This window comes from Mesorhizobium sp. IMUNJ 23232 (genome assembly GCF_044326205.1).
Lineage (GTDB): Bacteria > Pseudomonadota > Alphaproteobacteria > Rhizobiales > Rhizobiaceae > Kumtagia.
Genome location: NZ_JBIRCY010000018.1, coordinates 1 through 21,416 on the forward strand (window position 1 = coordinate 1; position 21,416 = coordinate 21,416).

General features: G+C 62.5%; 19 protein-coding genes. 10 read left to right on the top strand and 9 right to left on the bottom strand.

The window, feature by feature from the left end:
• Positions 1 to 337 precede the first annotated feature (337 nt).
• On the top strand, positions 338 to 748 hold the full coding sequence (locus ACH196_RS15150) for a RidA family protein (RefSeq protein WP_396647741.1): 411 nt from the start codon (positions 338 to 340) through the stop codon (positions 746 to 748).
• A gap of 370 nt (positions 749 to 1,118) precedes the next feature.
• Positions 1,119 to 2,291, top strand: coding sequence for a hypothetical protein (locus ACH196_RS15155; protein WP_396647742.1), 1,173 nt, complete (start codon positions 1,119 to 1,121; stop codon positions 2,289 to 2,291).
• A gap of 32 nt (positions 2,292 to 2,323) precedes the next feature.
• Here ACH196_RS15155 and ACH196_RS15160 read toward each other — a convergent pair whose 3' ends face one another.
• From ACH196_RS15160 to carB, 3 genes are all read right to left on the bottom strand, one after another.
• Positions 2,324 to 2,758, bottom strand: coding sequence for a hypothetical protein (locus ACH196_RS15160; RefSeq protein WP_396647743.1), 435 nt, complete (start codon positions 2,756 to 2,758; stop codon positions 2,324 to 2,326).
• A 25-nt stretch (positions 2,759 to 2,783) separates the two neighbouring features.
• Positions 2,784 to 3,095, bottom strand: a complete 312-nt coding sequence (locus ACH196_RS15165) for a hypothetical protein (protein ID WP_396647744.1) — start codon at positions 3,093 to 3,095, stop codon at positions 2,784 to 2,786.
• A gap of 202 nt (positions 3,096 to 3,297) precedes the next feature.
• The gene (gene carB, locus ACH196_RS15170; RefSeq protein ID WP_396647745.1) at positions 3,298 to 6,777 is read right to left on the bottom strand and encodes a carbamoyl-phosphate synthase large subunit; all 3,480 of its coding nucleotides are present in this window, start codon (positions 6,775 to 6,777) and stop codon (positions 3,298 to 3,300) included.
• Positions 6,778 to 7,019: 242 nt separating this feature from the next.
• Between carB and ACH196_RS15175 the strand changes: the two genes are divergently transcribed.
• The gene (locus ACH196_RS15175) at positions 7,020 to 7,592 is read left to right on the top strand and encodes a hypothetical protein (protein WP_396647746.1); all 573 of its coding nucleotides are present in this window, start codon (positions 7,020 to 7,022) and stop codon (positions 7,590 to 7,592) included.
• Between the two features lie 21 nt (positions 7,593 to 7,613).
• Here ACH196_RS15175 and ACH196_RS15180 read toward each other — a convergent pair whose 3' ends face one another.
• The 3 genes from ACH196_RS15180 to ACH196_RS15190 all read right to left on the bottom strand — a co-directional run bounded on the left by ACH196_RS15180 (position 7,614) and on the right by ACH196_RS15190 (position 10,294).
• Positions 7,614 to 8,357, bottom strand: coding sequence for an SH3 domain-containing protein (locus tag ACH196_RS15180; protein WP_396647747.1), 744 nt, complete (start codon positions 8,355 to 8,357; stop codon positions 7,614 to 7,616).
• Positions 8,358 to 8,493: 136 nt separating this feature from the next.
• Complete coding sequence (locus tag ACH196_RS15185) at positions 8,494 to 9,111, bottom strand: class I SAM-dependent methyltransferase (RefSeq protein WP_396647748.1); 618 nt, start codon at positions 9,109 to 9,111, stop codon at positions 8,494 to 8,496.
• Positions 9,112 to 9,280: 169 nt separating this feature from the next.
• Positions 9,281 to 10,294: an NADP-dependent oxidoreductase gene (locus ACH196_RS15190; RefSeq protein WP_396647749.1), complete on the bottom strand. Its 1,014-nt coding sequence runs from the start codon at positions 10,292 to 10,294 to the stop codon at positions 9,281 to 9,283.
• 125 nt (positions 10,295 to 10,419) lie between these two features.
• Here ACH196_RS15190 and ACH196_RS15195 point away from each other — a divergent pair, with 125 nt between their 5' ends.
• Positions 10,420 to 11,019: a TetR/AcrR family transcriptional regulator gene (locus tag ACH196_RS15195; protein ID WP_396647750.1), complete on the top strand. Its 600-nt coding sequence runs from the start codon at positions 10,420 to 10,422 to the stop codon at positions 11,017 to 11,019.
• A 63-nt stretch (positions 11,020 to 11,082) separates the two neighbouring features.
• Here ACH196_RS15195 and ACH196_RS15200 read toward each other — a convergent pair whose 3' ends face one another.
• Together ACH196_RS15200 and ACH196_RS15205 are read right to left on the bottom strand one after the other, a co-directional pair.
• Complete coding sequence (locus tag ACH196_RS15200) at positions 11,083 to 11,838, bottom strand: metallophosphoesterase family protein (protein WP_396647751.1); 756 nt, start codon at positions 11,836 to 11,838, stop codon at positions 11,083 to 11,085.
• 2 nt (positions 11,839 to 11,840) lie between these two features.
• Positions 11,841 to 12,233, bottom strand: coding sequence for an ArsR/SmtB family transcription factor (locus ACH196_RS15205; RefSeq protein ID WP_396647862.1), 393 nt, complete (start codon positions 12,231 to 12,233; stop codon positions 11,841 to 11,843).
• Positions 12,234 to 12,384: 151 nt separating this feature from the next.
• Here ACH196_RS15205 and ACH196_RS15210 point away from each other — a divergent pair, with 151 nt between their 5' ends.
• From ACH196_RS15210 to ACH196_RS15230, 5 genes are all read left to right on the top strand, one after another.
• Positions 12,385 to 13,554: an MFS transporter gene (locus tag ACH196_RS15210; RefSeq protein WP_396647752.1), complete on the top strand. Its 1,170-nt coding sequence runs from the start codon at positions 12,385 to 12,387 to the stop codon at positions 13,552 to 13,554.
• Positions 13,551 to 13,823: a hypothetical protein gene (locus ACH196_RS15215; protein WP_396647753.1), complete on the top strand. Its 273-nt coding sequence runs from the start codon at positions 13,551 to 13,553 to the stop codon at positions 13,821 to 13,823. Before ACH196_RS15210 ends, ACH196_RS15215 begins: the two co-directional genes overlap by 4 nt.
• 144 nt (positions 13,824 to 13,967) lie before the next feature.
• The gene (locus ACH196_RS15220; protein WP_396647754.1) at positions 13,968 to 16,598 is read left to right on the top strand and encodes an EAL domain-containing protein; all 2,631 of its coding nucleotides are present in this window, start codon (positions 13,968 to 13,970) and stop codon (positions 16,596 to 16,598) included.
• 142 nt (positions 16,599 to 16,740) lie between these two features.
• The gene (locus ACH196_RS15225) at positions 16,741 to 17,664 is read left to right on the top strand and encodes a neutral zinc metallopeptidase (RefSeq protein WP_396647755.1); all 924 of its coding nucleotides are present in this window, start codon (positions 16,741 to 16,743) and stop codon (positions 17,662 to 17,664) included.
• 128 nt (positions 17,665 to 17,792) lie between these two features.
• Positions 17,793 to 19,448 carry a pilus assembly protein TadG-related protein gene (locus ACH196_RS15230; protein ID WP_396647756.1) on the top strand — a complete coding sequence of 552 codons (1,656 nt, stop codon included), beginning with the start codon at positions 17,793 to 17,795 and terminating at the stop codon, positions 19,446 to 19,448.
• A gap of 36 nt (positions 19,449 to 19,484) precedes the next feature.
• Here ACH196_RS15230 and carA read toward each other — a convergent pair whose 3' ends face one another.
• Entirely contained in the window at positions 19,485 to 20,690 is a 1,206-nt protein-coding gene (gene carA / locus ACH196_RS15235; protein WP_396647757.1) for a glutamine-hydrolyzing carbamoyl-phosphate synthase small subunit, read from the bottom strand.
• A 274-nt stretch (positions 20,691 to 20,964) separates the two neighbouring features.
• On the opposite strand from carA, the gene ACH196_RS15240 reads away from it, so the two are divergent.
• On the top strand, positions 20,965 to 21,414 hold the full coding sequence (locus tag ACH196_RS15240; RefSeq protein WP_396647758.1) for a GatB/YqeY domain-containing protein: 450 nt from the start codon (positions 20,965 to 20,967) through the stop codon (positions 21,412 to 21,414).
• Positions 21,415 to 21,416: the final 2 nt, after the last annotated feature.

Below are 21,416 nucleotides of genomic sequence, written 5' to 3' on the forward strand. Positions count from 1 at the left end.
GACAGTCACCAATGTCTCCAGCCAATCGCCAACGTTTGAGACTAGCGCAAACAGCCCATGACTGTCGTCATTCCCGACCTCGTGAGCGAGCGAAGCGAGCGGAGAGTGTCGGGAATCCATGCCTCCGCGACCGTGATATCAGAGTCCCAACAGGATTTATCGTCAACCAGAGCCGATTCGATACCAATGTCGAGATGCGTGAACCCGATAGCTCCCCCTTGTGGGGCTCCGAGGGACGGGCGAGCCACCTGTCTCGCCCCGGCAGGGTTAGGGGTAGCCTCATAGCAATCGCCCTGCCCTTGCGGGACATGCCCTGCATCAATACCGGAGTTTTTGGATGAAAAAAGAAATCGTCGAAGTGCCGGTGCTGTCGCCGCTGATGCGCGAGCTGGGCATTCCCTGTTCGTCGGTGACCAAGGCCAACGGTTTTGTCTTCGTCGCCGCCACCCCGCCGATCGACATGGCGACGGGAAAAATCGTGCGCGGCGACATCGAGACCCAGACCGAGGCGTCGCTGAACGCGGTAAAACTCTGCCTGGAGGCGGCGGATACGAGTTTCGACAATGTGGTGATGGTGCGCATCTACGCTGCCAATGCCGGCTTCTACAACGCCATCAACCGGGTCTACCAAAAACATTTTCCCGACAATTTTCCGTCGCGGAGTTTTGTGCCGGTGTCGGGGTGGTTCATGGAGTTTGATATTGAGATTGAGGTGCAGGCGGTAGACACCTATGCAATATCAAGTTAATAAGTCAGAGTGCCATGATCCCACCTATAGCTTGGGGAACGGAACCAATGGAAAAGGGCAATAGTTTCTTTGTTTGCTTCTTTAAAGACAAACAAGGTAATAATATCGCACATTCAGCATCACCTTCTAACGATTTTCCCGACACCCCAAAAAAGAAATAACCATAGGACCAAAGCCTGATGGTGATTTTTCCGAGCTGTTCGACGATTTTTGTCGATCAATGCTTGGCTACATGGATATGCTTCCGATTGTTGCTCTGTTTAGCTCACTAATCACTAAAGGAATTCAACAGTCAGAGATCGTAAAATTTTGCGAAAGGTGCTCGAAAGCCAATACGAAAGAAGAAATCCGGCATATTTACGAAATAGATATGGCGAACTATCCAACGTTTAGATCGATAGCAGAACGAGGAAAAACAAGTCACTTAGTATCCAAGCAGATTCCAAAAATGCTGCTAATCGGAGTGGTTAGCAGCTTAGACTATCACATCGCGCAAATTATGAAAAGAATATTGCGCAAAAATCCAAAGATGATCTCAGACAGCGATAGACAGATCGCCGTAAAGGATATTTTTCGAGCAGGCAGCCTGGAAGAATTCCAGGACTTCTTGATCGATCGTGAAATCGATATTATTACGCGCGATTCGTTTGAGGAGCAAGTTTTGTGGTTCGAGAAAAGATTAAACCTCTCTAGAGCCATAAAGGACGACTATAAAAAATGGAATAGTTTAATTGAGATAATCGAGCGTCGCAACCTTTTTGCACACGCCGATGGTATTGTAAACACCACATACTTAAAAAAGATATTCCAAGATGCTGAAGGAAAAATCGAAAGAGGTGAGGCGTTATTTGCCTCCGATAAGTATTTCCGTGCATCTCTAGATAACATTTGCGAATTCGGCGTAAAGATTTTGCAGGTAGTTTGGAGAAAAATGCACTCCGATCAGGCAGACATTGCCGATACGAAACTGGGAGATTTTGGATACAAACTTATTGAACGAGGTGAATACAAGCTGGCCGCTAACATTCTCGATTTTGCCGTGAATGGCATTAAGGGAAAAAAGAATGAAGAAAGACGCAGAATGGATATGGTAAACCTGTCCAATGCGTACAAACTATCCGGTCAAATTAAGGAATCAGAAGAGACGTTACTTATGGACGATTGGTCTATCGTCAGCGACAGATTCGCAATAAGTGTGTCTGCTATCAGACAAGATATACCTTCAGTAATAAAATACATGCGCAGATTGGCCCAGAGTGGTGAATGGGATGGCGAAGAGCTTGAGGAGTGGGCAGTATTCTTTCATGTCCGCGAAGATCCAGTGTTTCTAGAGGAATTCAGCAAAATATATCATAAAAATTTCGCTCCAGCTCCAAAAGCGCGCCACAAGATATTGTCGGGCATTAGGATCGAAGAGGAACCGGAGGAGCAATCCGTCGACATCGCCGCAAATTCTCAGCCCTCGAAAGAGCTAATTGACCTTACTCCGCAGAAGAAGGGGAGGAAGCGCTCGACCATCCGAAAAGACGTCCTCACCAATTAATTTAACGACAGGTCTGGCGTTGTTGGAATGTCTCACTCCCACACCACCTCCGCCGCAAACTCGGGATCGGCCTTCGCCTCGGCGGCCTTGTCGCAGGCGGCACTCACGTCGTCGGCCATGGCCGCCAGCTCGCCGCCGACCAAAATGCCGTAGATCACCAGCAGGTGCTGGTCGTGATAGCTTTTCTGCGCGTCGGTCATTTTTGCGGCGTCGACCGGCGCGAGTTTCTCGAACGCCTTGCCGACCTTCGCGCCGTCGAGCGTAAAGCCGTCGCAGGCGGCGGCGATGGCCGCCTGGTAGGCGACGAGTTGCAGCGTGGTGATCTGCTCGGGCGTCAGCGCGTTTTCCAGAAGGTCGACGGCGTGCATGCGCACGAAGCTGGAATCGGGCTCGTCGTCGGCCAGCGCGGGCTGGGCGGCGATGAGCGCGGCGGCAAGGCCGAAGGCCGGAACAAGCGAAAATCTCATTTTGAAAAACCCTCTCTCGGCTCGGTCAGAATACGCGGTTGGTCCATTTCGGCGCGAAGGAGCCGTCATTGGCGTAGCAGGCGAGCTGGCGGGGATAGCAGATGATGCCGCGCGCCGGGCTGAACGGCGCAGCCGACCGATAGACCGGCGGCGGCGGAATGTACTGGTCCTGATAATAATGGTCGTGCGAGGCGGCGGACGCCGCGATGCCGCCGATCGCCAGCCCGGTGATGAGGGCCGCCGTGTCGCCGGAGTTCCAATGCCGGGCAAGCCCCGGCGCCGTCATGGAAAGGGCGAGCGCGCCCGCCAGTGCCAGTTTGAGCAAAGTCCCGCGCATCGACGCCCCCGGAGGTTGTAAAAGATTCGTCGCCACACTAGGCCGAGGAACGGGAGAGCCGCAAGCCGAGAATGGGACGGAATTTTCGATTCGATTGAGCGAGACGGGGTGGGGTCGCTTCAGGATGGAGCACTTCGTCGGCACCCCCACCCGGTCGCTTCGCGACCGACCTCCCCTCAAGGGGGAGGTGGACGGCAGTGCATCAAAAATACGACTGCAGCGGGCGCACTTCCAGATTGCCGGCCTTGAGCGCCGCGATGGCCTCGGCGACGGCGGCCATGCCGGAGAGCGTCGTGTAATACGGCACCTTCTGCATCAACGTGGCGCGGCGCAGCGATTTGGAGTCCGACACCGCCTTCTGGCCGTCCGTGGTGTTGAAGACGATCTGCACCTGGCGGTTGCGGATGGCGTCCTCGATATGCGGCCGGCCTTCCAGCACCTTGTTGATCTTCTCCGCCGCCACGCCGTTTTCGGCGAGGAACCGCTGCGTGCCTGATGTGGCGAGCACGCGGAAACCGAGCGAGGCCAGCCGCTTGACCGCCGGCAGGATGCCTTTTTTGTCCTCGTCGCGCACCGACACGAACAGGGTTCCCGAGCGCGGCAGGTCGATGTTCGCCCCGAGTTGGCTTTTTGCGAAGGCCATTGCGAAATCGCGGTCGAGACCCATCACCTCGCCGGTGGACTTCATCTCCGGCCCGAGCAGGATATCGACGCCGGGGAAGCGGGCGAAGGGGAAGACGGCTTCCTTGACCGCGATGTGGCCGGGGTTGCGCGCATCCGGCTTCGCGCCGTAATGCGCGAAAGCCGCGTCGAGGTTTTCGCCGGCCATGATGCGCGCCGCGATCTTGGCGACCGGCTTGCCGATGGTCTTTGCCACGAACGGCACGGTGCGGCTGGCGCGCGGATTGACCTCCAGCACGAAGATGGTGCCGTCCTTCACCGCATATTGCACGTTCATCAGCCCGCCGACATTCAGCGCCTTCGCCAGCGCCGCCGTCTGGCGCTCCAGCTCGTCGACGAGCTCGGTGGACAGCGAATGCACCGGCAGCGAGCAGGCGCTGTCGCCGGAATGGATGCCGGCCTCCTCGATGTGCTCCATGATGCCGGAGACATAGGTGTTTTTCCCGTCGCACAGGCAGTCGACATCGACCTCGATGGCGCCCGACAGATAGGTGTCGAACAGCAGCGGATTCTTGCCCAAAAGCGTGTTGATCTGGCCGGTCTTGTCGTTGGGGTACTTCTGCTTGATATCCTCCGGCACCAGGCCGGGCACGGTGTCGAGCAGGTAGCTTTGCAGTATGCCCTCGTCATGGATGATCTGCATGGCGCGGCCGCCAAGCACATAGGACGGGCGCACGACAAGCGGAAAGCCGAGTTCGCCCGCCACCGTGCGCGCCTGCTCGACCGAATAGGCGATGCCGTTCTTCGGTTGCGTGAGGTCGAGCTTGCGCAAAAGCTTCTGGAAGCGGTCGCGGTCTTCCGCGAGGTCGATCATGTCGGGCGAGGTGCCGAGGATCGGGATGCCGGCCTTTTCCAGCGCGTCGGCGAGTTTCAGCGGCGTCTGGCCGCCGAACTGGACAATGACGCCGACGAGTTCGCCTGACTCCTCCTCGGCGCGCAGGATTTCCAGCACGTCCTCGGCGGTCAGCGGCTCGAAATACAGGCGGTCGGAAGTGTCGTAGTCGGTCGAGACCGTCTCCGGGTTGCAGTTGACCATGATCGCCTCGAAACCGGCGTCGCGCAGCGCGAACGCCGCATGACAGCAGCAATAGTCGAACTCGATGCCCTGGCCGATGCGGTTCGGACCGCCACCAAGGATGACGACCTTTTTGCGCGCGCTGACCTGGGCCTCGGAACGGGTCTCGCCGGCGAAAGGAACCTCGTAGGTCGAGTACATGTAGGGCGTCGGCGAGGCGAATTCGGCGGCGCATGTGTCGATGCGCTTGAACACCGGACGCACGTCGAGCTTTTCGCGCAGCTTCGAAACGTCGGCAGGGTCGCGCTTCGCCAGCGAGGCGAGGCGGGCGTCGGAAAAGCCCATGCCCTTCAGCATGCGCAGGTTTTCCGCATCCTGCGGCAGGCCGTGCTCGCGGATGCGGGCTTCCATGCGGATGATGCCGTCGATCTGCTCCAGGAACCACGGGTCGATGCGGCACATCTGGTGGACTTCTTCCAGCGACGTGCCCATGCGGATCGCCTGCGCCACCATGCGCAGCCGGTCGGGCGTCGGCGTGCCGAGCGCGGCGCGGATGGCGTTCTTCGATTCCGCACCGTCGGCGCCGGGGATTTCGATCTCGTCGAGGCCGGTGAGCCCGGTCTCAAGGCCGCGCAGCGCCTTCTGCAGCGATTCCTGGAACGTGCGGCCGATCGCCATGACCTCGCCGACTGACTTCATCGCGGTGGTCAGCACAGGCGATGCGCCGGGGAACTTTTCGAAGGCGAAGCGCGGGATCTTGGTAACCACGTAATCGATGGAGGGCTCGAAAGAGGCGGGCGTCGCGCCGCCCGTAATATCGTTGTCGAGCTCGTCCAGCGTGTAGCCGACCGCCAGTTTTGCGGCGATTTTCGCGATCGGAAAGCCGGTTGCTTTTGAAGCCAGCGCCGAAGAGCGCGACACGCGCGGGTTCATCTCGATGACGACCAGCCGGCCGTCGGCCGGATTGACGGCGAACTGCACATTGGAGCCGCCGGTCTCCACCCCGATCTCGCGCAGCACCGCGATCGAGGCGTTGCGCATCATCTGATACTCTTTGTCCGTCAGCGTCAGGGCCGGCGCCACCGTGATCGAATCGCCGGTGTGTACGCCCATCGGGTCGATGTTCTCGATCGAGCAGACGATGATGCAGTTGTCCGCGCGGTCGCGGACGACTTCCATCTCGTACTCCTTCCAGCCGAGCACGCTTTCCTCGATCAGCACCTCGGTGGTCGGCGAGGCGTCGAGGCCGGACTGGACGATGTCAAAAAACTCGGCGCGATTGTAGGCGATGCCGCCGCCGGTGCCGCCCATGGTGAAGGACGGGCGGATGATGGCGGGCAGGCCGACATGGTCGAGCGCTTGCGCGGCAATCGCCATGGCGTGGCTGATGTAGCGCTGCTTGCGGTCGCCCTCGCCGAGGTTCCAGCGGGTTTCCAGCGCATCGAGCGTCGCGTCGAGATCGGCCGGCTGCTCGGCCTTGAGGGCGGCGCGCTCGGCCTCATGCGTCTTGCGGTCAGCGTCCTTCACTGCCGACGCATTGGCCAGCATCGACTTCGGCGTCTCCAGCCCGATCTTCGCCATCGCCTCGCGGAACAGCGAACGGTCCTCGGCCTTGTCGATGGCATGCGCATCGGCGCCGATCATCTCGACACCGTAGCGTTCGAGCACACCCATGCGGCGCAGCGACAGCGCGGTGTTCAGCGCCGTCTGGCCGCCCATCGTCGGCAGCAGTGCGTCCGGCCGCTCCTTGGCGATGATTTTTGCCACCACCTCCGGCGTGATCGGCTCGATGTAGGTGGCGTCGGCCAGTTCCGGATCGGTCATGATCGTGGCCGGGTTGGAATTGACCAGGATGACGCGAAACCCCTCGGCCTTCAGCGCCTTGCAGGCCTGCGTGCCGGAATAATCGAACTCGCAGGCCTGGCCGATGACGATGGGGCCGGCCCCGATGATCAGGATCGACTTGATGTCGGTGCGTTTCGGCATGTGTTCTCGGGTCCGTCGGCTGCGTGCGCGGAAAACCCGGCAGGCGGTTCCGGCCGGGCGGCAGCGCTTATTAATGTCAGGCTAGGCGGGCCTTATAGGGGAGAGTTTTCGGCGATGTAACCCCGAAAATGCGCGTCCGGCAGCGGCCTTGCCGCGCGCCGTCACCTTTGCGATGATTGCCATGGGAGGACGAAGCGCCGATGCGGCGTGCGACACTTTTTGCGATCGCTCTCGCCGCCGGCATGCCGGCGGACAAGCCGGCGGTCGCGTGGCTGCTCTACCCAGACCGAGACGATCCGCAACGATGGATCGTTGAGATCGAAAAGCCTTATGGCGACGTCGTTTCGCTCCGCTTCCTGCCGGTTGCGTTGAATGCCCCCAGCCCGTCGGCGAGCGGACAGCCACCCCTCCTCTTTCGCTGGCGCTACGGCCGCGAGGCAGAAGGCAGCGCCTTCCTGCTTCCCGACAAGGAAGGACACGGTGGCCTTGAATTCGAATTCTTGGCCCGCGAGCCTATCGACGGCCAAAGGCTCGGAGCGGCCGCCGTACTGGTCGCGATTGATGGCGCTCCGCTGCATGTACTTTTCGCGCTGACAGATCCTATGAATGGCAGCTTTGAAAACGGCGCGCAGCGGCAAAACATCCGCCTTTCGCTCGACCGTCCGCCGGAGTGGTGGCGAAACGTCGAAGCAATCGCCTTCTTCACCATGCGCTATTACCCGCAGCAAGAACTGGATGACGAGGAGGCGTGGGCGGCGATGCGCCGGGCGGTCGGGAATTTTACGCAAGGGCGCGGGACGGAGCAGCGGGAATAGCCTGGCAATCGTCAGGGCCGGCTACCCCCCGAACGGCAGCGCGTCCGGTATTTCGAACCGTTCGGCCTTGCCGATGCGAATCATATTGAGGTCGGCCTCGCGGGTGTAGGTGAGCGGGTCGGGTGAGTCGGAATTGTCGGCGCGGCCATTGGTGAACAGGATGACCCGCTCGCCCCCGTCGGGCCACGTTACCGTCACCGTCGCTTCTCCGTCCTCCCTGCGCTTCACGCCGGCCGAGCAATGGGTCATCGGCTGGCCATAGTAGCGGGCGCATGGGATGTCGCCGATCGCGTCGAAACCCTCGGGCGGAGTGGCGGCGGCCTGCGCACCCGCATCGGCGGGTGTGCTGCCGTCGGGAGGTGCGCCCGCGGCGGCAGGCGGCTCGGGCATGCCCTCGACCGCCGTCGCAAACAGGTAGCGGGCGGCAACCCAGCCCCGCACCTTGGCGTCCTCAAGCGATTCGACGTCGCACCAGTTGGCGCCGTTGTTTTCCTTGCAGCCGTGGTTACGCAGTGCCGTGCCATTGGGCAGGCGGCCGACCAGCTTGCCGCCAGCCGAGGGCGTGGCGCGGACGTTGAGCAGGTCGTTGAAGGCGATGCCCTCCACCACGAAGAATTCGGCATTTGCATCGAAGGGAGGCGGCGGTGCGGGTGCGGTCTCGGCCGCAGGATCGGCCTCAGCAGGAGTTTCGGTCTGGGCAACCGAAGCACCGGTTGACAGCAAGAGCACAAGACCGGCGAGGGCCGAGAGAAATCCGGAGCGCATGGCAGTCCCGTTGCGAAGCGGCGACAGGTTTGGCCATGGCACCAATTTAAGTCAACTCTTCGGCAACGCGCCGTGAATGGCTGGCAGCGCGCCCGATTACAAAGACGGTTGCCCCGCAAGCGGCGATGCCGGCATATCAGGCTGCCTCGCGCTCTGCGGTTGCGGCGTCCGATTGGCTGACCCTGGTGATCCTGTAGACGGCAGCCGGCGGAATGTTGCGCAGCGCCCGGCCGATGCGGACGGCCTTCAATCCCAATCCATCAAGGAGAGCGGTCGGGACGGGGCAGCGCGGCCCGTAGGTGAATTGATAGAAGACGCCGTCCGGTCTCAGTGCGGCGAAAGCGCCGGCGACGATCGCTCCGACCTTGTCCTGCGGCATGGAAAGCAGCGGCAGGCCGCTGACCACCGCGCCGACCGAACCCGCTTCGAAAAGCCCGGCCTCGACGATCCGCGCTGCGTCGATTGACACCACCCGCGCCTGCGGGAAACGCTCTGCCAGCAGGCGGGCGAACTCCGGCCCGAATTCGATCAGGGTGAGATGGCTCTCCGGCACGCCCCTTGCCAAAAGGGCACGGGTGAACACGCCGGTGCCCGGGCCGAGTTCCAGCACCGGCCCGACATCCGGCATGATCTCGCGCGTTATCAGTCGCGCCAGCACCGGCCCCGAAGGGGCGACAGCGGCAACGCGCATCGGCGCCGAAACCCAGGAACGGAAGAAGCGGACAAAGTCGGATTGAACGCAATTGCCGGTCATGAAATCCCTCAAATCGAAGCCCCCCGGCTTGACGCTGCGGAACGAGCCTCGAATCCGTGGCCGGATTAGGGCGAAAAAACACGCCCCGACGAAGAAATCGGAGCGTGACATTAATGCCGGTTCGGGATTTCGGCTTTGTGACAGCCGGGGGGGTGCGAGGGTCGGTGGCTCAGCCGTCGGCGAGTTTCACCAGCATCTTGCCGGTATTGTCCCCCGAGAACAGGCCGATGAACGCTTTTGGCGCATTCTCCAGTCCCTCGACCACCGTGTCGCGCGACTTGATTCGACCCTCGCCAAGCCAGCCGAGCATTTCGCGCGTAAATTCCGGCGTAAGGTCGGGATGGTCGAGGATGATGTAGCCTTGCATCCTGATGCGCTTGACGATCAGCGCCGCCATGTTGCGCGGGCCGGGCGGCGGGACCTCGTCGTTGTACTGCGCGATCATTCCGCAGATGGCGAAGCGGGCGAACTTGTTGGCGACGGCCAGCGCGGCGTCGAGATGGTCGCCACCGACATTGTCGAAATAGACGTCGATGCCTTCGGGCGCAGCCTTGGCGAGCGCCTTGGTGAGGTCGCCGGCGGTGCGATAGTTGACGACGGCGTCTGCGCCGAGTTCGTCGCGCACCCAGCGCGCCTTTTCCTCCGTGCCGACCGAGCCGATGACGCGGGCGCCCTTGATCTTGGCGATCTGCACTGCCATCGAGCCGACGGCGCCGGCTGCTGCAGAAACGAACACCGTCTCGCCTTCCTTCGGCCCCGCGATGTGCAGCAGCCCGGCATGAGCGGTCTGCCCGGGCACGCCGAGCGGACCGAGCCAGGCCTGAGGCGCCGCGGCGGCGGGGTCGATCCTCGTCGCCGTCGCGGCGTCGATCACTGCCCAGTCGCGCCAGCCGGAAAAATGGGTGACGACATCGCCCGGTTTGAAATCCGGCGCGGCGGATTTCTCGACCACGCCGACGGCCGCACCTTCGAGCGGCTGGCCCACCTGAAACGGCGCGATGTAGCTCGGGCGGTCGACCATGCGGCCGCGCATATACGGGTCGACCGACATCCACAGCGTGCGCACCAGGAGCTGGCCATTGGCCGGAGCCGGCAGACTGCGCTCGACCAGCTCGAAATTATCCGGTCCGGGAAGGCCGGCCGGGCGGCTCTTCAGATGGATTTCACGGGCTGCAATGGTCACGGAAATCTCCTATATAGGAACTTAAGAACAGTAACTTACGATAAGTAAGTTACCATTGGTAATAGGCAGCGCGGCGGGTGAAGTCAAGCTGAACGCCGCAAGACGGGTAGGCCACGCAGGCTGGGATGACTGGAACAGCGACAAAAAAACTGCCGAAGGCGGAACGGCGCGAGCAGTTGCTCGAGACCGCGCAGGCGATCATGGGCGAGCAAGGCACGGATGCGCTGACGCTCGGCTATCTTGCCGAGCGCGCCGGCGTCAGCAAGCCGATCGCCTACGAGCATTTCGGCACGCGCGCCGGCCTGCTGATCGCGATTTGCAGCGCCTATGACGTCAGACAGATGCAGGCGCAACGCGAGGCGCTGGCAGCGGGCGGCGAGACGCTGGAGGATGTCGCCTCGATCTTCGCGTCATCCTATGTGAGCTGCGTGCTCGACATGGGACCGGCGATGGGCGCCGCCTTCGCCGCGCTGTCGGCCACGGAAGAGACGGCCGATTTCCGGCAGTCGCTCAGGCGCGGTTATGTCGAGCGCTACCGGGAAGGTTTTGGGCGCTTCGTGGAGTTGCCGCGGAACGATACGGCCGTGTTGCTGGGCTGCCTCGGCGCCGTCGAGGCGCTGGCGCAGGACGCCGCGGCTGGCCGGGTCGCCCGCGACGAGGCGGTGGAGGCGCTTGCGGGCATGTTCGCGGCGACGTTGAAGCGCTATCCGGCCAAGCCACGCTGATACCGGGCCACGATGCCGGAAGCGCAGATGAGCCCGCGCAATGAAGATGGCCCCGTGGCCGGATCAGGCCTGTCTGCTTATGAAGCCCGTCCGCAGCCCTTCTGCCCATTCCGCGCGGCCGGCCTCGGCGGCCTGCCTCGCCGCCGCCTCATGGTCGTAGCGGATAGCGAACGCCTGGAAGCCAAAATCGTCGCCGTCGATATCGACGATGCCGTAGCGGGCATGCGGCGAGCCCTGCTCGGAACGATGCGCCGGCGTGTCCGGGTCGAAATAGGCCGGACAACCGACGCTGCCAGGATTGAAGACGATCGGGCCGCCGGGCAATTCGACCAGTTCGGGGCGATGGCTGTGGCCGGCAAGCACCAGCCGGACGGCACGGTCGAGGCCCGTAAGCCGACGTGCAATGGTTGCCACGGGCGCGCGGACGAGCCCGCCGTCGACGATGTTTTCGGTCAGGTATTTTTCGTCATGGTCGGGCCGTGCGTGGAAGGCGAGGATCGACGGCGCCGGGCTCACCTGCATCGGCAGGTTGACCAGCCAGTCGCGCTGCGCCGGCGACAGCCGCTCATGCGCGAAACGGTCGGACTCCCACATCTCATCGAGGGTATCCTGGGCCACGCGGCGGTCGTGATTGCCCCGCACGGTCGGCCAGTCCAGCGACATCAGCCGCTCGACCGTTTCGCGCGGCCACAGCGGGCCGGAAACGCAATCGCCGAGATTGACGGTGAGGTCGGCGCCGCCGCGCCGGGCAAGGTCAGCCAGCACCGCCTCGAGGGCGAGCACATTGCCGTGGATGTCGGCTATCACCGCGATCCGCATTCTTATCCCACCGGTCCTCGCGCGGCCGCGCCGTCGCGTTCGAGTTGCCTGAGTTCCGCCCTGGCGACCTCGTGCATGTCGAAGGGAATGGCGACCGCGCTGGCGAGGATCGAATCGAGCAGTCCGGGAAAGCGCGCATCGAGATCGGCGCGGCGCAGCGAGATCAGCCGGTTGATGCCGCGCACTTCCGTGCGCGTGATGCCGGCTTCCCTCAGCTTGGCGAGGTGATAGCTGATGTTGGTCTTCGAGCCGAGATCGAGGAAGCGGCTGCAGTTGATCTCGACGCCCTCGTTGCGGGCGAGATAGCCGACGATCGACAGGCGCGTCTGGTCGCCGAGCACCGAAAGCACGGTCGCTAGGTCAATCTGTTCGGACGATGGATGAAAGAGCGACATTCCCGACAGATATCCAATTCCAAGATACATGCAACGCCGCCGGTCTCCTGACATGAGGATGGCGGGAGACATCAGCGATGACGGTCCGGCACATTGACATAGGCGCCGATCGGGTTCAATAGTTCAATGAATTTTGAACTAAGGACTGATCATGGACAGACGCCTCATATGGCTGGCCGTCGGCGCTTTCGCCACGAGCACGGTCGCATTCGTCTTTGCGGGCCTGCTGCCGCTGATCTCGGCATCGGCGGGCATCTCGGTGTCGGATGCCGGACACCTGGTCACCGCCTATTCGCTGGCCTATGCGATCGGCACGCCGATCCTGTCGACGATCGCCGGCGCGGCCGACCGGCGGCGCGTCATCGCGCTGGCGCTGCTGTGCTTCATGGCCGGCAACGGGGTCGCCGCCGCCAGCGATTCGTTTGCGACGCTGCTTGCCGCGCAGGTCGTCATGGGCATGTCGGCGGGCCTGTTCGCGGCCACCGCGCAGGCGACGGCCGTGGCACTTGCCGGGCCTGAGCACCGTGCACGAGCCGTCGCCACCGTTCTCGGCGGCACCACCTTCGCGGTCGCGCTCGGCGCGCCGCTGGCAGCCCTTGTCGGTAATCTGGCCGGCTGGCGCTCCGCCTATCTGGTCGTCGCGGGACTGGCCTTCATCTGCCTCGTCGTGCTGTGGACGCAACTGCCGCGCGGGCTGCCCGGCCTTAAACTTTCGCTTTCCGAGAGGATCTCCGCCGTCGGGCGTCCGGGCATATTGCCGTCGCTCGCGGTGACGCTGCTTTATCTGACCGGGGGCTTCATCATCATCGCCTACATGGCGCCGCTGGCATTGGCTGCCGGGCTCCCCGTCGCCGTGCTGCCCGGAATGCTGCTCGCCTTCGGCATCGGCGCGGTTGCCGGCAACTACGCCAGCGGCGTACTTGCCGACAGGCTTGGGCCGCCCCGCATGATCATCATGGCGCTGCTGGCGTCAGCCACGATCTGCACGGCAATGTCGGCGATCCTCGAATTCCTGCCGCCCGAACTGGCGGGTCCGCTGCTGGTCGGCATCATGCTGCCCTGGGGGTTCGTCGGCTGGACCTTCCCTCCCGCCCAGGCGAGCCGCCTGGTCGGCCATGCGCCTGATCTCGCCAACCTGACGCTTCCGCTCAACGTCTCGGCCATGTATTTCGGCATTGCGGCGGGCAGTTTCATCGGCGGCCGCCTCCTGGAGGTCGCGCCAGCGTCCGAGCTTGGGCTGGCGGCCGCGCCCTTCCCCCTCGCGGCGCTGGTCATCACCGCGCTGACCCGCAAAAGCCGAGCCAGCATTCCAGTCGGTTGAGCGGCATCGCCGGAACTTCGCATCATCCCGGGTGTTTCATCCGCAGCGGCATTTTACCACCGGCCCGGGAGATGATAATGCTAAACAAGAAAGCATCGGTTGCAAAAGCCGAAGCATCGGCAAAAAGCCTTTTGGCGGAGGCCAGCAAAGAGGAACGCAAGGTCGAGGCGAAAACCGGCCACGATTTGAAGAAGGGCGCTGACCGTCTCGAAGAGCGGGCAAGAAGCGCCGACGCCAAGGGTTCGGCGACAGGTCGAAAATCCGGCTAAGCACGCTTCTTTTCCACTTTTTGGCGGGACTATGAAAGTCCTGCTTAAAGTTTGCATGCCATCTTTCCTGGCCTGCCGGTTTTCGCCGGCTACCCAGGGTAGCGCGCATTGAAGAGGTTCCGTCTCGACCGGGTTCGGCGAGCCATGTTTTCGCCAAGCAACCTGCCGGCCGCGATAGCAGCGGGCGTTATCGCCGTGCTCGGCATATTCGCCGACTACCAGAACCGTGTTCTGCACGAGCAGGCGGCGCGCGCCGAAGTGCTCGCGCAGGTCAACCTGATCCGTGCCAAGCTCGAAGGCAGCATAAACGGCAATTTGCAACTGGTGCGCGGACTGGTCGCCATGATTTCGGCGGAGCCCGATATCGACCAGAAGCGCTTCGACGAACTCTCCGGCAGCCTGTTCTCCAAGGATAACCAGTTGCGCAACGTCGCTGTCGCGCCGGGCTTGGTCGTGAAGATGGTTTACCCGCTCGAGGGCAACCGCCAGGTGCTGGGGCTCGACTACCGCAAAAACAGCAGACAATCGGCAGCGGCGCTGCGCGCCCGCGATACCGGTGAAATGGTGCTCACCGGCCCGGTGCCGCTAGTGCAGGGCGGCCAGGGACTGGTCGGGCGGTTCCCGGTCTTCACCGGCAGCAACCCCGACAGGCGGTTCTGGGGGCTGGTTTCGGCGGTCGTCGACATCGACCGCCTCTATCGAGATAGCGGACTCCTTGACGATCAGGGCATCGATATAGCGCTTGTCGGCCAGGATTCGCCGGAAGAGGCAAGCACCCAGTTTTTCGGGCGGTCCGGCATCCTGACGGAGCAGCCCGTATCGGCAGCGATAACGCTGCCTTCAGGCTCCATTTGGCAGATAGCGGCGGTTCCGAAGGAGGGCTGGCATGTCAACCCCGACAACGCATGGCTGCTGCGCGGGCTGATCTTCATCGCCGGAGCTCTGGTCGTCATTCCGATCTGGTTTGCCGGCCGCTTCTACGCCGAGCGTCAGAAGCACTATCTTGCGCTCCACAGGCGGGAAGCGCAGCTCCGGAAACTGTCCCAGCGTCTCGAACTGGCGCTCGACGCCTCGCGCATCGGCGTCTGGGAACTCGACCTCACCACCAACAATGTGATCTGGGACGACCGGCTCTACGAGATCTATGGTACCCAGAGGAAAAAGGGACCTCGCACCTATCAGGATTGGTCTGGCGCCATTCATCCCGGCGACCTGAAAAACGCTGAGGACGATTTCCAGAAGGCGGTTCAGGAGGACAGGGCCTACGCCTCCGACTACCGCATCATCCGGCCCGACGGCCAGATCCGCAACATCCGCACCCATGCCACCATCTTTCGCGACCCCGACGACACGCCGAAGATGATCGGCGCGGAATGGGACGTGACCGCCGACGTCGCGCTCAACAAGGACCTGGAGAGGGCGAAAATCCTCGCCGAGACGCGAACAGCCGAACTTGAATCCGTGAAGGCGCGCATCGAGCACAACTCGCTGCATGATTCGCTGACCGGCCTGCCCAACCGGCGCTATCTCGACGAGGAACTCGAACGGCTGGCCGCGAAAGGATCGACGACCGATCGCGACATCGCGCTCTTGCATATCGATCTCGACCGCTTCAAGCAGATCAACGACACGCTTGGCCATCCAGCCGGCGACGCCATGCTCATGCATGCGGCGCAGGTGCTCAGGCAGAACGTGCGCAAGGACGACTTTGTCGCCCGCATCGGCGGCGACGAATTCGTGGTCGTCTGCCTGGTCGATCCCGGCCAGCACAACCTCGAGGAAATAGCCGGCCGCATCATCCGCCACATGCGGCGCCCGGTAGCCTATCAGGGCCACCAGTGCCGTTTCGGCGTCAGCATCGGCATCGCCGTCGAAAACGCCGGACGCCTCGATGCCGGGCAGCTTCTGGTCAATGCGGACATTGCGCTCTACCGCGCCAAGAGCCGCGGCCGCAACCGGCACGAATTCTTCACCGAATCGCTGCAGGCCGAGATCATCCGTAACAAGAAGGTCGCCGACGACATTCTTGGCGGGCTGGAGCGCAACGAGTTCGTCGCCTATTACCAGCCCCAGTTCGATGCCAACACGCTGAAGGTCGTCGGCGTTGAGGCGCTGGTCCGCTGGGCGCACCCGACCGAAGGGCTGCTGACGCCGGACGCCTTCCTGTCGACCGCGGAAGAACTCAACGTCGTCTCGACCATCGACCGGCTGGTGCTCGAGCAGACACTCGCCAATTTCGAACGCTGGAACAAGACAAGGCAGCTCGTGCCGAGGGTTTCCGTCAACGTGTCGGCCCGTCGGCTCCGCGACGAGGAACTGATCGGCAGCCTGCGTCGCCTCGACATCAAGCCGGGCATCCTGTCCTTCGAGTTGCTGGAATCGATCTTCCTCGACAACACCGACGAGATCGTCACCTGGAACGTCGACCGCATCAAGGAATTCGGCATCGACATCGAGATCGACGATTTCGGCACCGGCTACGCCTCGATCGTCAGCCTGCTCAAGCTGCAGCCGCGCCGTCTCAAGATAGACCGGCAGCTCGTGCTGCCGATCGTCAAATCGGTCAAGCAGCGGCATCTGGTCGAATCGATCATCGAGATCGGCAAGACCTTGGGCATCGAGGTCGTTGCCGAGGGGGTCGAGACCATGGAGCACGCCCGCATCCTGAGGAAGCTCGGCTGCGACAAACTGCAGGGCCACGCCTTCGGCCCGGCGATCGGCGCCGCGGCTCTGGAGGATTTCATCCGCGGCGAGCGCTGGCGCGTCGCGGGATAGGTCCGGGCTTCGCCACGCGAATACGTCGACCATAGAACGTCACTGAAAGTTTGTGACTTGCAGCAACGCTTCGGCTAGTTTCCAGTTGAGGGGGGCGGGCTGGCGCATCGCCGCCTGCCGCAAAGCACAGGTGGAGCGCAAAATGCTTTGGAAGGGCCGCAGGCAGAGCGACAACGTCGAAGACAACCGCAGCGGCGGTGGTCTGGGCGGCCAGCAGGGCGGCCCGTTCGGCCGGCCCGGCGGTGGCGGCATGCGCATTCCGATCGGTCGGGGCGGCGCCGGCGGCGGCCTGTCGACGATCGTCATCCTCGTCGTCCTGTTCTTCGTGCTGAAGGCCTGCGGCATCGATCCGCTGGAGCTGCTGTCGCAGGGCGGCCAGTCCGTTCCGGGCGGGGGCGGACAAATGACTGAGCAGAGCGCGCCGGCCAATGACGAGATGAAGCAGTTCGTCTCGACCATCCTTGCCGAGACCGAGGACACCTGGAAAGGCATTTTTCAGGCAGAGGGCGCGACCTACGAGGAGCCGAAGCTGGTGCTGTTTTCCGGCGGCATCGCGTCCGCCTGCGGCTACGCCCAGTCGGCGTCAGGGCCTTTCTATTGCCCTGGCGACCGCAAGGTCTATCTCGATACTGCCTTCTTCGACCAGCTCGCCCGCCAGTTCGACGCCGCCGGCGACTTCGCCGAGGCCTATGTGATCGCCCACGAGGTCGGCCATCACGTCCAGAACCTGATCGGCGTCCTGCCGAAATTCAACCAGATGCGGCAGTCGATGTCGGAGGGCGAAGCCAACCATATGTCGATGCAGGTCGAGCTCCAGGCCGACTGTTTTGCCGGCGTCTGGGGCCACTTCACTGCACAGAAAGGCATTCTGGAGAAAGGCGACCTCGAGGAGGCATTGAATGCCGCTGCACAGATCGGCGACGACACGCTGCAGCGGCGCACGCAGGGCTACGTCGTGCCCGAGAGTTTTAACCACGGCACCAGCGCCCAGCGCCAGAAATGGTTCGCCGCGGGCTTCAAGAGCGGCAGGCTCCAGGATTGCGATACGTTCAACAATCCGATCTGAAGCGTGTGTTGATCCGGAAAAGTTAACGAGCCGCGTAAGCGACTGATAAAATTCGGCGATCGTTCTTAGAACGACTTTCAAACTCCCACGCTATTTCACTCCCGGACTTCGCATTGGGGGTGATTGCGATGGACTGCCGACTTGACCATTTCCTGGAGGACCGCAGCGGCAATTTCGCGATGCTGACGGCAATCGTGATCTTCCCGCTGCTGCTCGGCGTCGGCCTCGCGCTCGACGTGTCCAACATCGCGCGCAAGCAGAACGAATTGCAGCAGGCGGTCGATGCCGCCGTGCTTGCGGTCACCCGTGAAGGCAAGGACATTTCCGACCAGCGCGCCCGGGAGATCGCCGAACAGTTCCTCGGCGCGAATTTCGATCTCAGCGTCACCGATTTCCAGGTCAGCCGGGATGAAACAAAGGTCGAACTGGATGTGAAATCCGACACCGAGCTTGCGTTCGGCGGCCTGTTCGGCAAGCAGACATGGCCGATCCACGCCGTCGCTTCCGCAGATGTCGCCTATGCCGACTATGAGATCGGCCTAGTGCTCGACACGACAGGCTCGATGGCGGGCGGCAAGCTGAAGTCGATGAAGGAAGCCGTCATTGGGATGATCGACGACATGTCCGAACAGGTCGGCGACGAGGACAAGCTGAAATTCGCGCTGGTGCCCTTCGCCACCTTCGTCAATGTCGGTCCGCAATACGGGCCGAAATTCGACAAGAAGGGCAAGCAGATCGCCGGCGACGGCGCGACATGGCTCGACCTGACCGGAAAGGCGGATTTTCCGCAATCCGAACTGGCGTCCGACGCCAGCCGCTTCCAGTTGTATCAGAACCTGGAGCAGAGCTGGTCCGGCTGCGTCGAGACGCGCAACGCCGCCGGCAAGGGCTATGACGTCAACGACGCTACTCCGAATGTGTCTAAGCCGGAAACGCTGTTCGTGCCCGCCTTCGCCATCGACGAGCCGGAGGGATACGGGAACAGCTACATCGTGTCCGACGCCAAGCCGAAGGACAAGTTGGTGGCCGAGAAACGGAAACGCCTCGCCAAATACGGCGTCGCCACCGACGAGTTGACCGGCAAGCCTAAGGACAACGGCATGATCGACCCACTGAACAATCTCGTGAAAAATGTCGTGGGGAGCCTCCTTAATCTCGTCGACATAGCTCTCGGCAAGCCCGCAAAGATCAAGATCGACAAAGGTCCGAACAAGGACAAAGGCCCCAACAAGGGCTGCGACGGCATCCAGCCGATCACGCCGCTTTCCAGCGACTATGCCGCGCTGAAGAAGAAGGTAAACGCGTTCGAGGCGGCGGGAACGACCAACATCACGGAAGGCGTCGCCTGGGGCATGCGGGTTCTGTCGCCCGGCGAACCCTTCACCCAGGGTCGCGACGACAAGGCCATGCCGAACCTCGACAAAATCCTGATCGTGCTGACCGACGGCACCAACAATCTCGGCCCCAAGAACAATGGGCTCGGCTCGGACTACAGCAGCGAGGGTTATCTGGTCGATGGACGCCTCGGCATTTCGGCAGGAGGCGGAAGCGAAACCAACGCGAAAATGAACGGGAAGACGCTGGCCGCCTGCGAAAACGCCAAGACCGACGGCATCGAGATCTACACCATCCGCCTCGAGGAACCGGACGTCGCCACCGGCATGATGCTCAAGGAATGCGCGTCGGGACTCGACCATTTCTTTGACGTGCCAACTCGCGCCAAGCTGGACGAAGCCTTCGGCAAGATCCGCGAACGTATCGTCAAGATCCGCATCGCGTCCTGATGAAGCTGCCGCCTCGTCAGGTGTGAGAACCGACCGTCACGCTCGCTCCACCAGTGCCGGCTCACCCTTGCGGGCGCGGATCAGATTAACGAAGCGGCGGAACAGATAGTGCGAATCCTGCGGGCCGGGCGACGCCTCGGGATGGTGCTGGACGGAGAATACCGGCTTGCCGGCAAGCGAAATGCCGCAGTTCGAGCCGTCGAACAGCGAGACATGTGTCTCCTCGACGCCTTCCGGCAGGCTTTTCGAATCCACCGCAAAACCGTGATTCATCGACACAATCTCGACTTTTCCGGTCGTATGATCCTTCACCGGGTGGTTGGCGCCGTGGTGGCCCTGGTGCATCTTCACCGTCGTGCCACCCACAGCCAAGGCCAGCATCTGGTGGCCGAGGCAGATGCCGAAGATCGGGATGCCGGTCTCAAGCAGGCCGCGGATCACCGGCACAGCGTATTCGCCGGTCGCCGCCGGATCGCCGGGGCCGTTGGAGAGGAAGAGGCCATCGGGCTGCATCGCCAGAATGTCCTCGGCGCTTGTCTGAGCCGGAACCACGGTGACCTTGCCGCCAAGCCCGGTGATCAGCCGCAAGATATTGCGCTTGACGCCGTAGTCGATGGCGACGACGTGAAAGGCTGGCGCATCCTGCCGGCCGAACCCTTCGTTCCAGACCCACGGCTCCTCGGTCCATACCGAGGACTGGCCGGACGTGACGTCTTTGGCGAGGTCGAGGCCGACCAAGCCCGACCAGGCGGCCGCCTGCCTTTTCAGGTCGTCCAGGTCGAAGCGGCCGTCGGGCGCATGGGCGATGACGGCGTTGGGCATGCCCCTCTCGCGGATCAGCGCAGTCAGAGCGCGCGTGTCGATGCCGCTCATGGCGACGATGCCACGCCGCTTCAGCCAGCGGTCGAGGTTTTCGGCGGCACGGTAGTTGGACGGGTTGGTGACGTCGGCCTTGAACACCGCGCCGACCGCCCCTGCCCTGGCAGCCGGATTCAGATCTTCGATATCCTCCTCGTTCACTCCGATATTGCCGATATGCGGGAAGGTGAAGGCGACGATCTGGCGGGCGTATGACGGGTCGGTCAGAATCTCCTGGTAGCCGGTCAGCGCCGTGTTGAAGCAGACCTCCGCCACCGCGCTTCCCGTCGCGCCCAGCCCTCGCCCGCGGATCACCGTGCCGTCGGCCAGCACCAGTGCAGCGGTCAGCAGTTCGGCTCCCCAGGGGGCGGTGGATGCAGTCATGGCGGGCTCCATCAAAAGGTCCGGCGCTTGCGATCAAGCGGCCGAAAGGCCATATAGCGCTGCGAGACGCGATCCATCGGCGAAAAGCGCCAGGACCGTGAACCAAGTCGCAATCTATGCAAGGCACGCACATAGGCGATGCCTCCCGGTGGGTCAACAATCGCGGCCCGGCCCGACGCCATTTATCTTCCGCAAGGAGGGTGCCGGTACGGCTGGATTTTGCGCAGCCGGGCGGCTGGCGCTATCGTGCGCCCGCGAAAAAAGGAGAACAGAAATGCGCACGGCCATCGCCGAAGCCCTGAAAGCTTCCCTCAAGGCCCAGGACAAGCGCCGCACCTCGACGCTGCGGCTGATCAACGCCGCCATCCAGGACCGCGACATAGCCAATCGCGGCAACGGCAAGGACCCTGTCAACAGCGAGGAGATCCTGCAGATTCTCGCCAAGATGGTGAAGCAGCGCGAGGAATCGGCAGCGGCTTTCGAGCAGGGCAACCGGCTGGAGCTTGCCGAGCAGGAGCGCCAGGAGATCGAGATCATCCGCGAGTTCATGCCCAAGCAACTCGGCGAAGACGAGACCCGGAACGCGGTGCGAGCCGTCATCGCCGAAGTCGGCGCCGAGGGCCTGCGTGATATGGGGCGTTGCATGAATGCGCTGAAGGAAAAATTCCCGGGCAAGATGGACTTCGGCAAGGCCAGCGGCATCGTCAAGTCGATGCTGCAGTAGCA

What these genes read in the sequence shown, in the direction of transcription:
- ACH196_RS15150 (WP_396647741.1), top strand. Translation starts at nt 338, where the DNA reads ATGAAAAAAGAAATCGTCGAAGTGCCGGTGCTGTCGCCGCTGATGCGC.
- ACH196_RS15155 (WP_396647742.1), top strand. Translation starts at nt 1,119, where the DNA reads ATGGCGAACTATCCAACGTTTAGATCGATAGCAGAACGAGGAAAAACA.
- ACH196_RS15160 (WP_396647743.1), bottom strand. Translation starts at nt 2,758, where the DNA reads ATGAGATTTTCGCTTGTTCCGGCCTTCGGCCTTGCCGCCGCGCTCATC.
- ACH196_RS15165 (WP_396647744.1), bottom strand. Translation starts at nt 3,095, where the DNA reads ATGCGCGGGACTTTGCTCAAACTGGCACTGGCGGGCGCGCTCGCCCTT.
- carB (WP_396647745.1), bottom strand. Translation starts at nt 6,777, where the DNA reads ATGCCGAAACGCACCGACATCAAGTCGATCCTGATCATCGGGGCCGGC.
- ACH196_RS15175 (WP_396647746.1), top strand. Translation starts at nt 7,020, where the DNA reads ATGCCGGCGGACAAGCCGGCGGTCGCGTGGCTGCTCTACCCAGACCGA.
- ACH196_RS15180 (WP_396647747.1), bottom strand. Translation starts at nt 8,357, where the DNA reads ATGCGCTCCGGATTTCTCTCGGCCCTCGCCGGTCTTGTGCTCTTGCTG.
- ACH196_RS15185 (WP_396647748.1), bottom strand. Translation starts at nt 9,111, where the DNA reads ATGACCGGCAATTGCGTTCAATCCGACTTTGTCCGCTTCTTCCGTTCC.
- ACH196_RS15195 (WP_396647750.1), top strand. Translation starts at nt 10,420, where the DNA reads ATGACTGGAACAGCGACAAAAAAACTGCCGAAGGCGGAACGGCGCGAG.
- ACH196_RS15200 (WP_396647751.1), bottom strand. Translation starts at nt 11,838, where the DNA reads ATGCGGATCGCGGTGATAGCCGACATCCACGGCAATGTGCTCGCCCTC.
- ACH196_RS15205 (WP_396647862.1), bottom strand. Translation starts at nt 12,233, where the DNA reads ATGTCGCTCTTTCATCCATCGTCCGAACAGATTGACCTAGCGACCGTG.
- ACH196_RS15210 (WP_396647752.1), top strand. Translation starts at nt 12,385, where the DNA reads ATGGACAGACGCCTCATATGGCTGGCCGTCGGCGCTTTCGCCACGAGC.
- ACH196_RS15220 (WP_396647754.1), top strand. Translation starts at nt 13,968, where the DNA reads ATGTTTTCGCCAAGCAACCTGCCGGCCGCGATAGCAGCGGGCGTTATC.
- ACH196_RS15225 (WP_396647755.1), top strand. Translation starts at nt 16,741, where the DNA reads ATGCTTTGGAAGGGCCGCAGGCAGAGCGACAACGTCGAAGACAACCGC.
- ACH196_RS15230 (WP_396647756.1), top strand. Translation starts at nt 17,793, where the DNA reads ATGGACTGCCGACTTGACCATTTCCTGGAGGACCGCAGCGGCAATTTC.
- carA (WP_396647757.1), bottom strand. Translation starts at nt 20,690, where the DNA reads ATGACTGCATCCACCGCCCCCTGGGGAGCCGAACTGCTGACCGCTGCA.
- ACH196_RS15240 (WP_396647758.1), top strand. Translation starts at nt 20,965, where the DNA reads ATGCGCACGGCCATCGCCGAAGCCCTGAAAGCTTCCCTCAAGGCCCAG.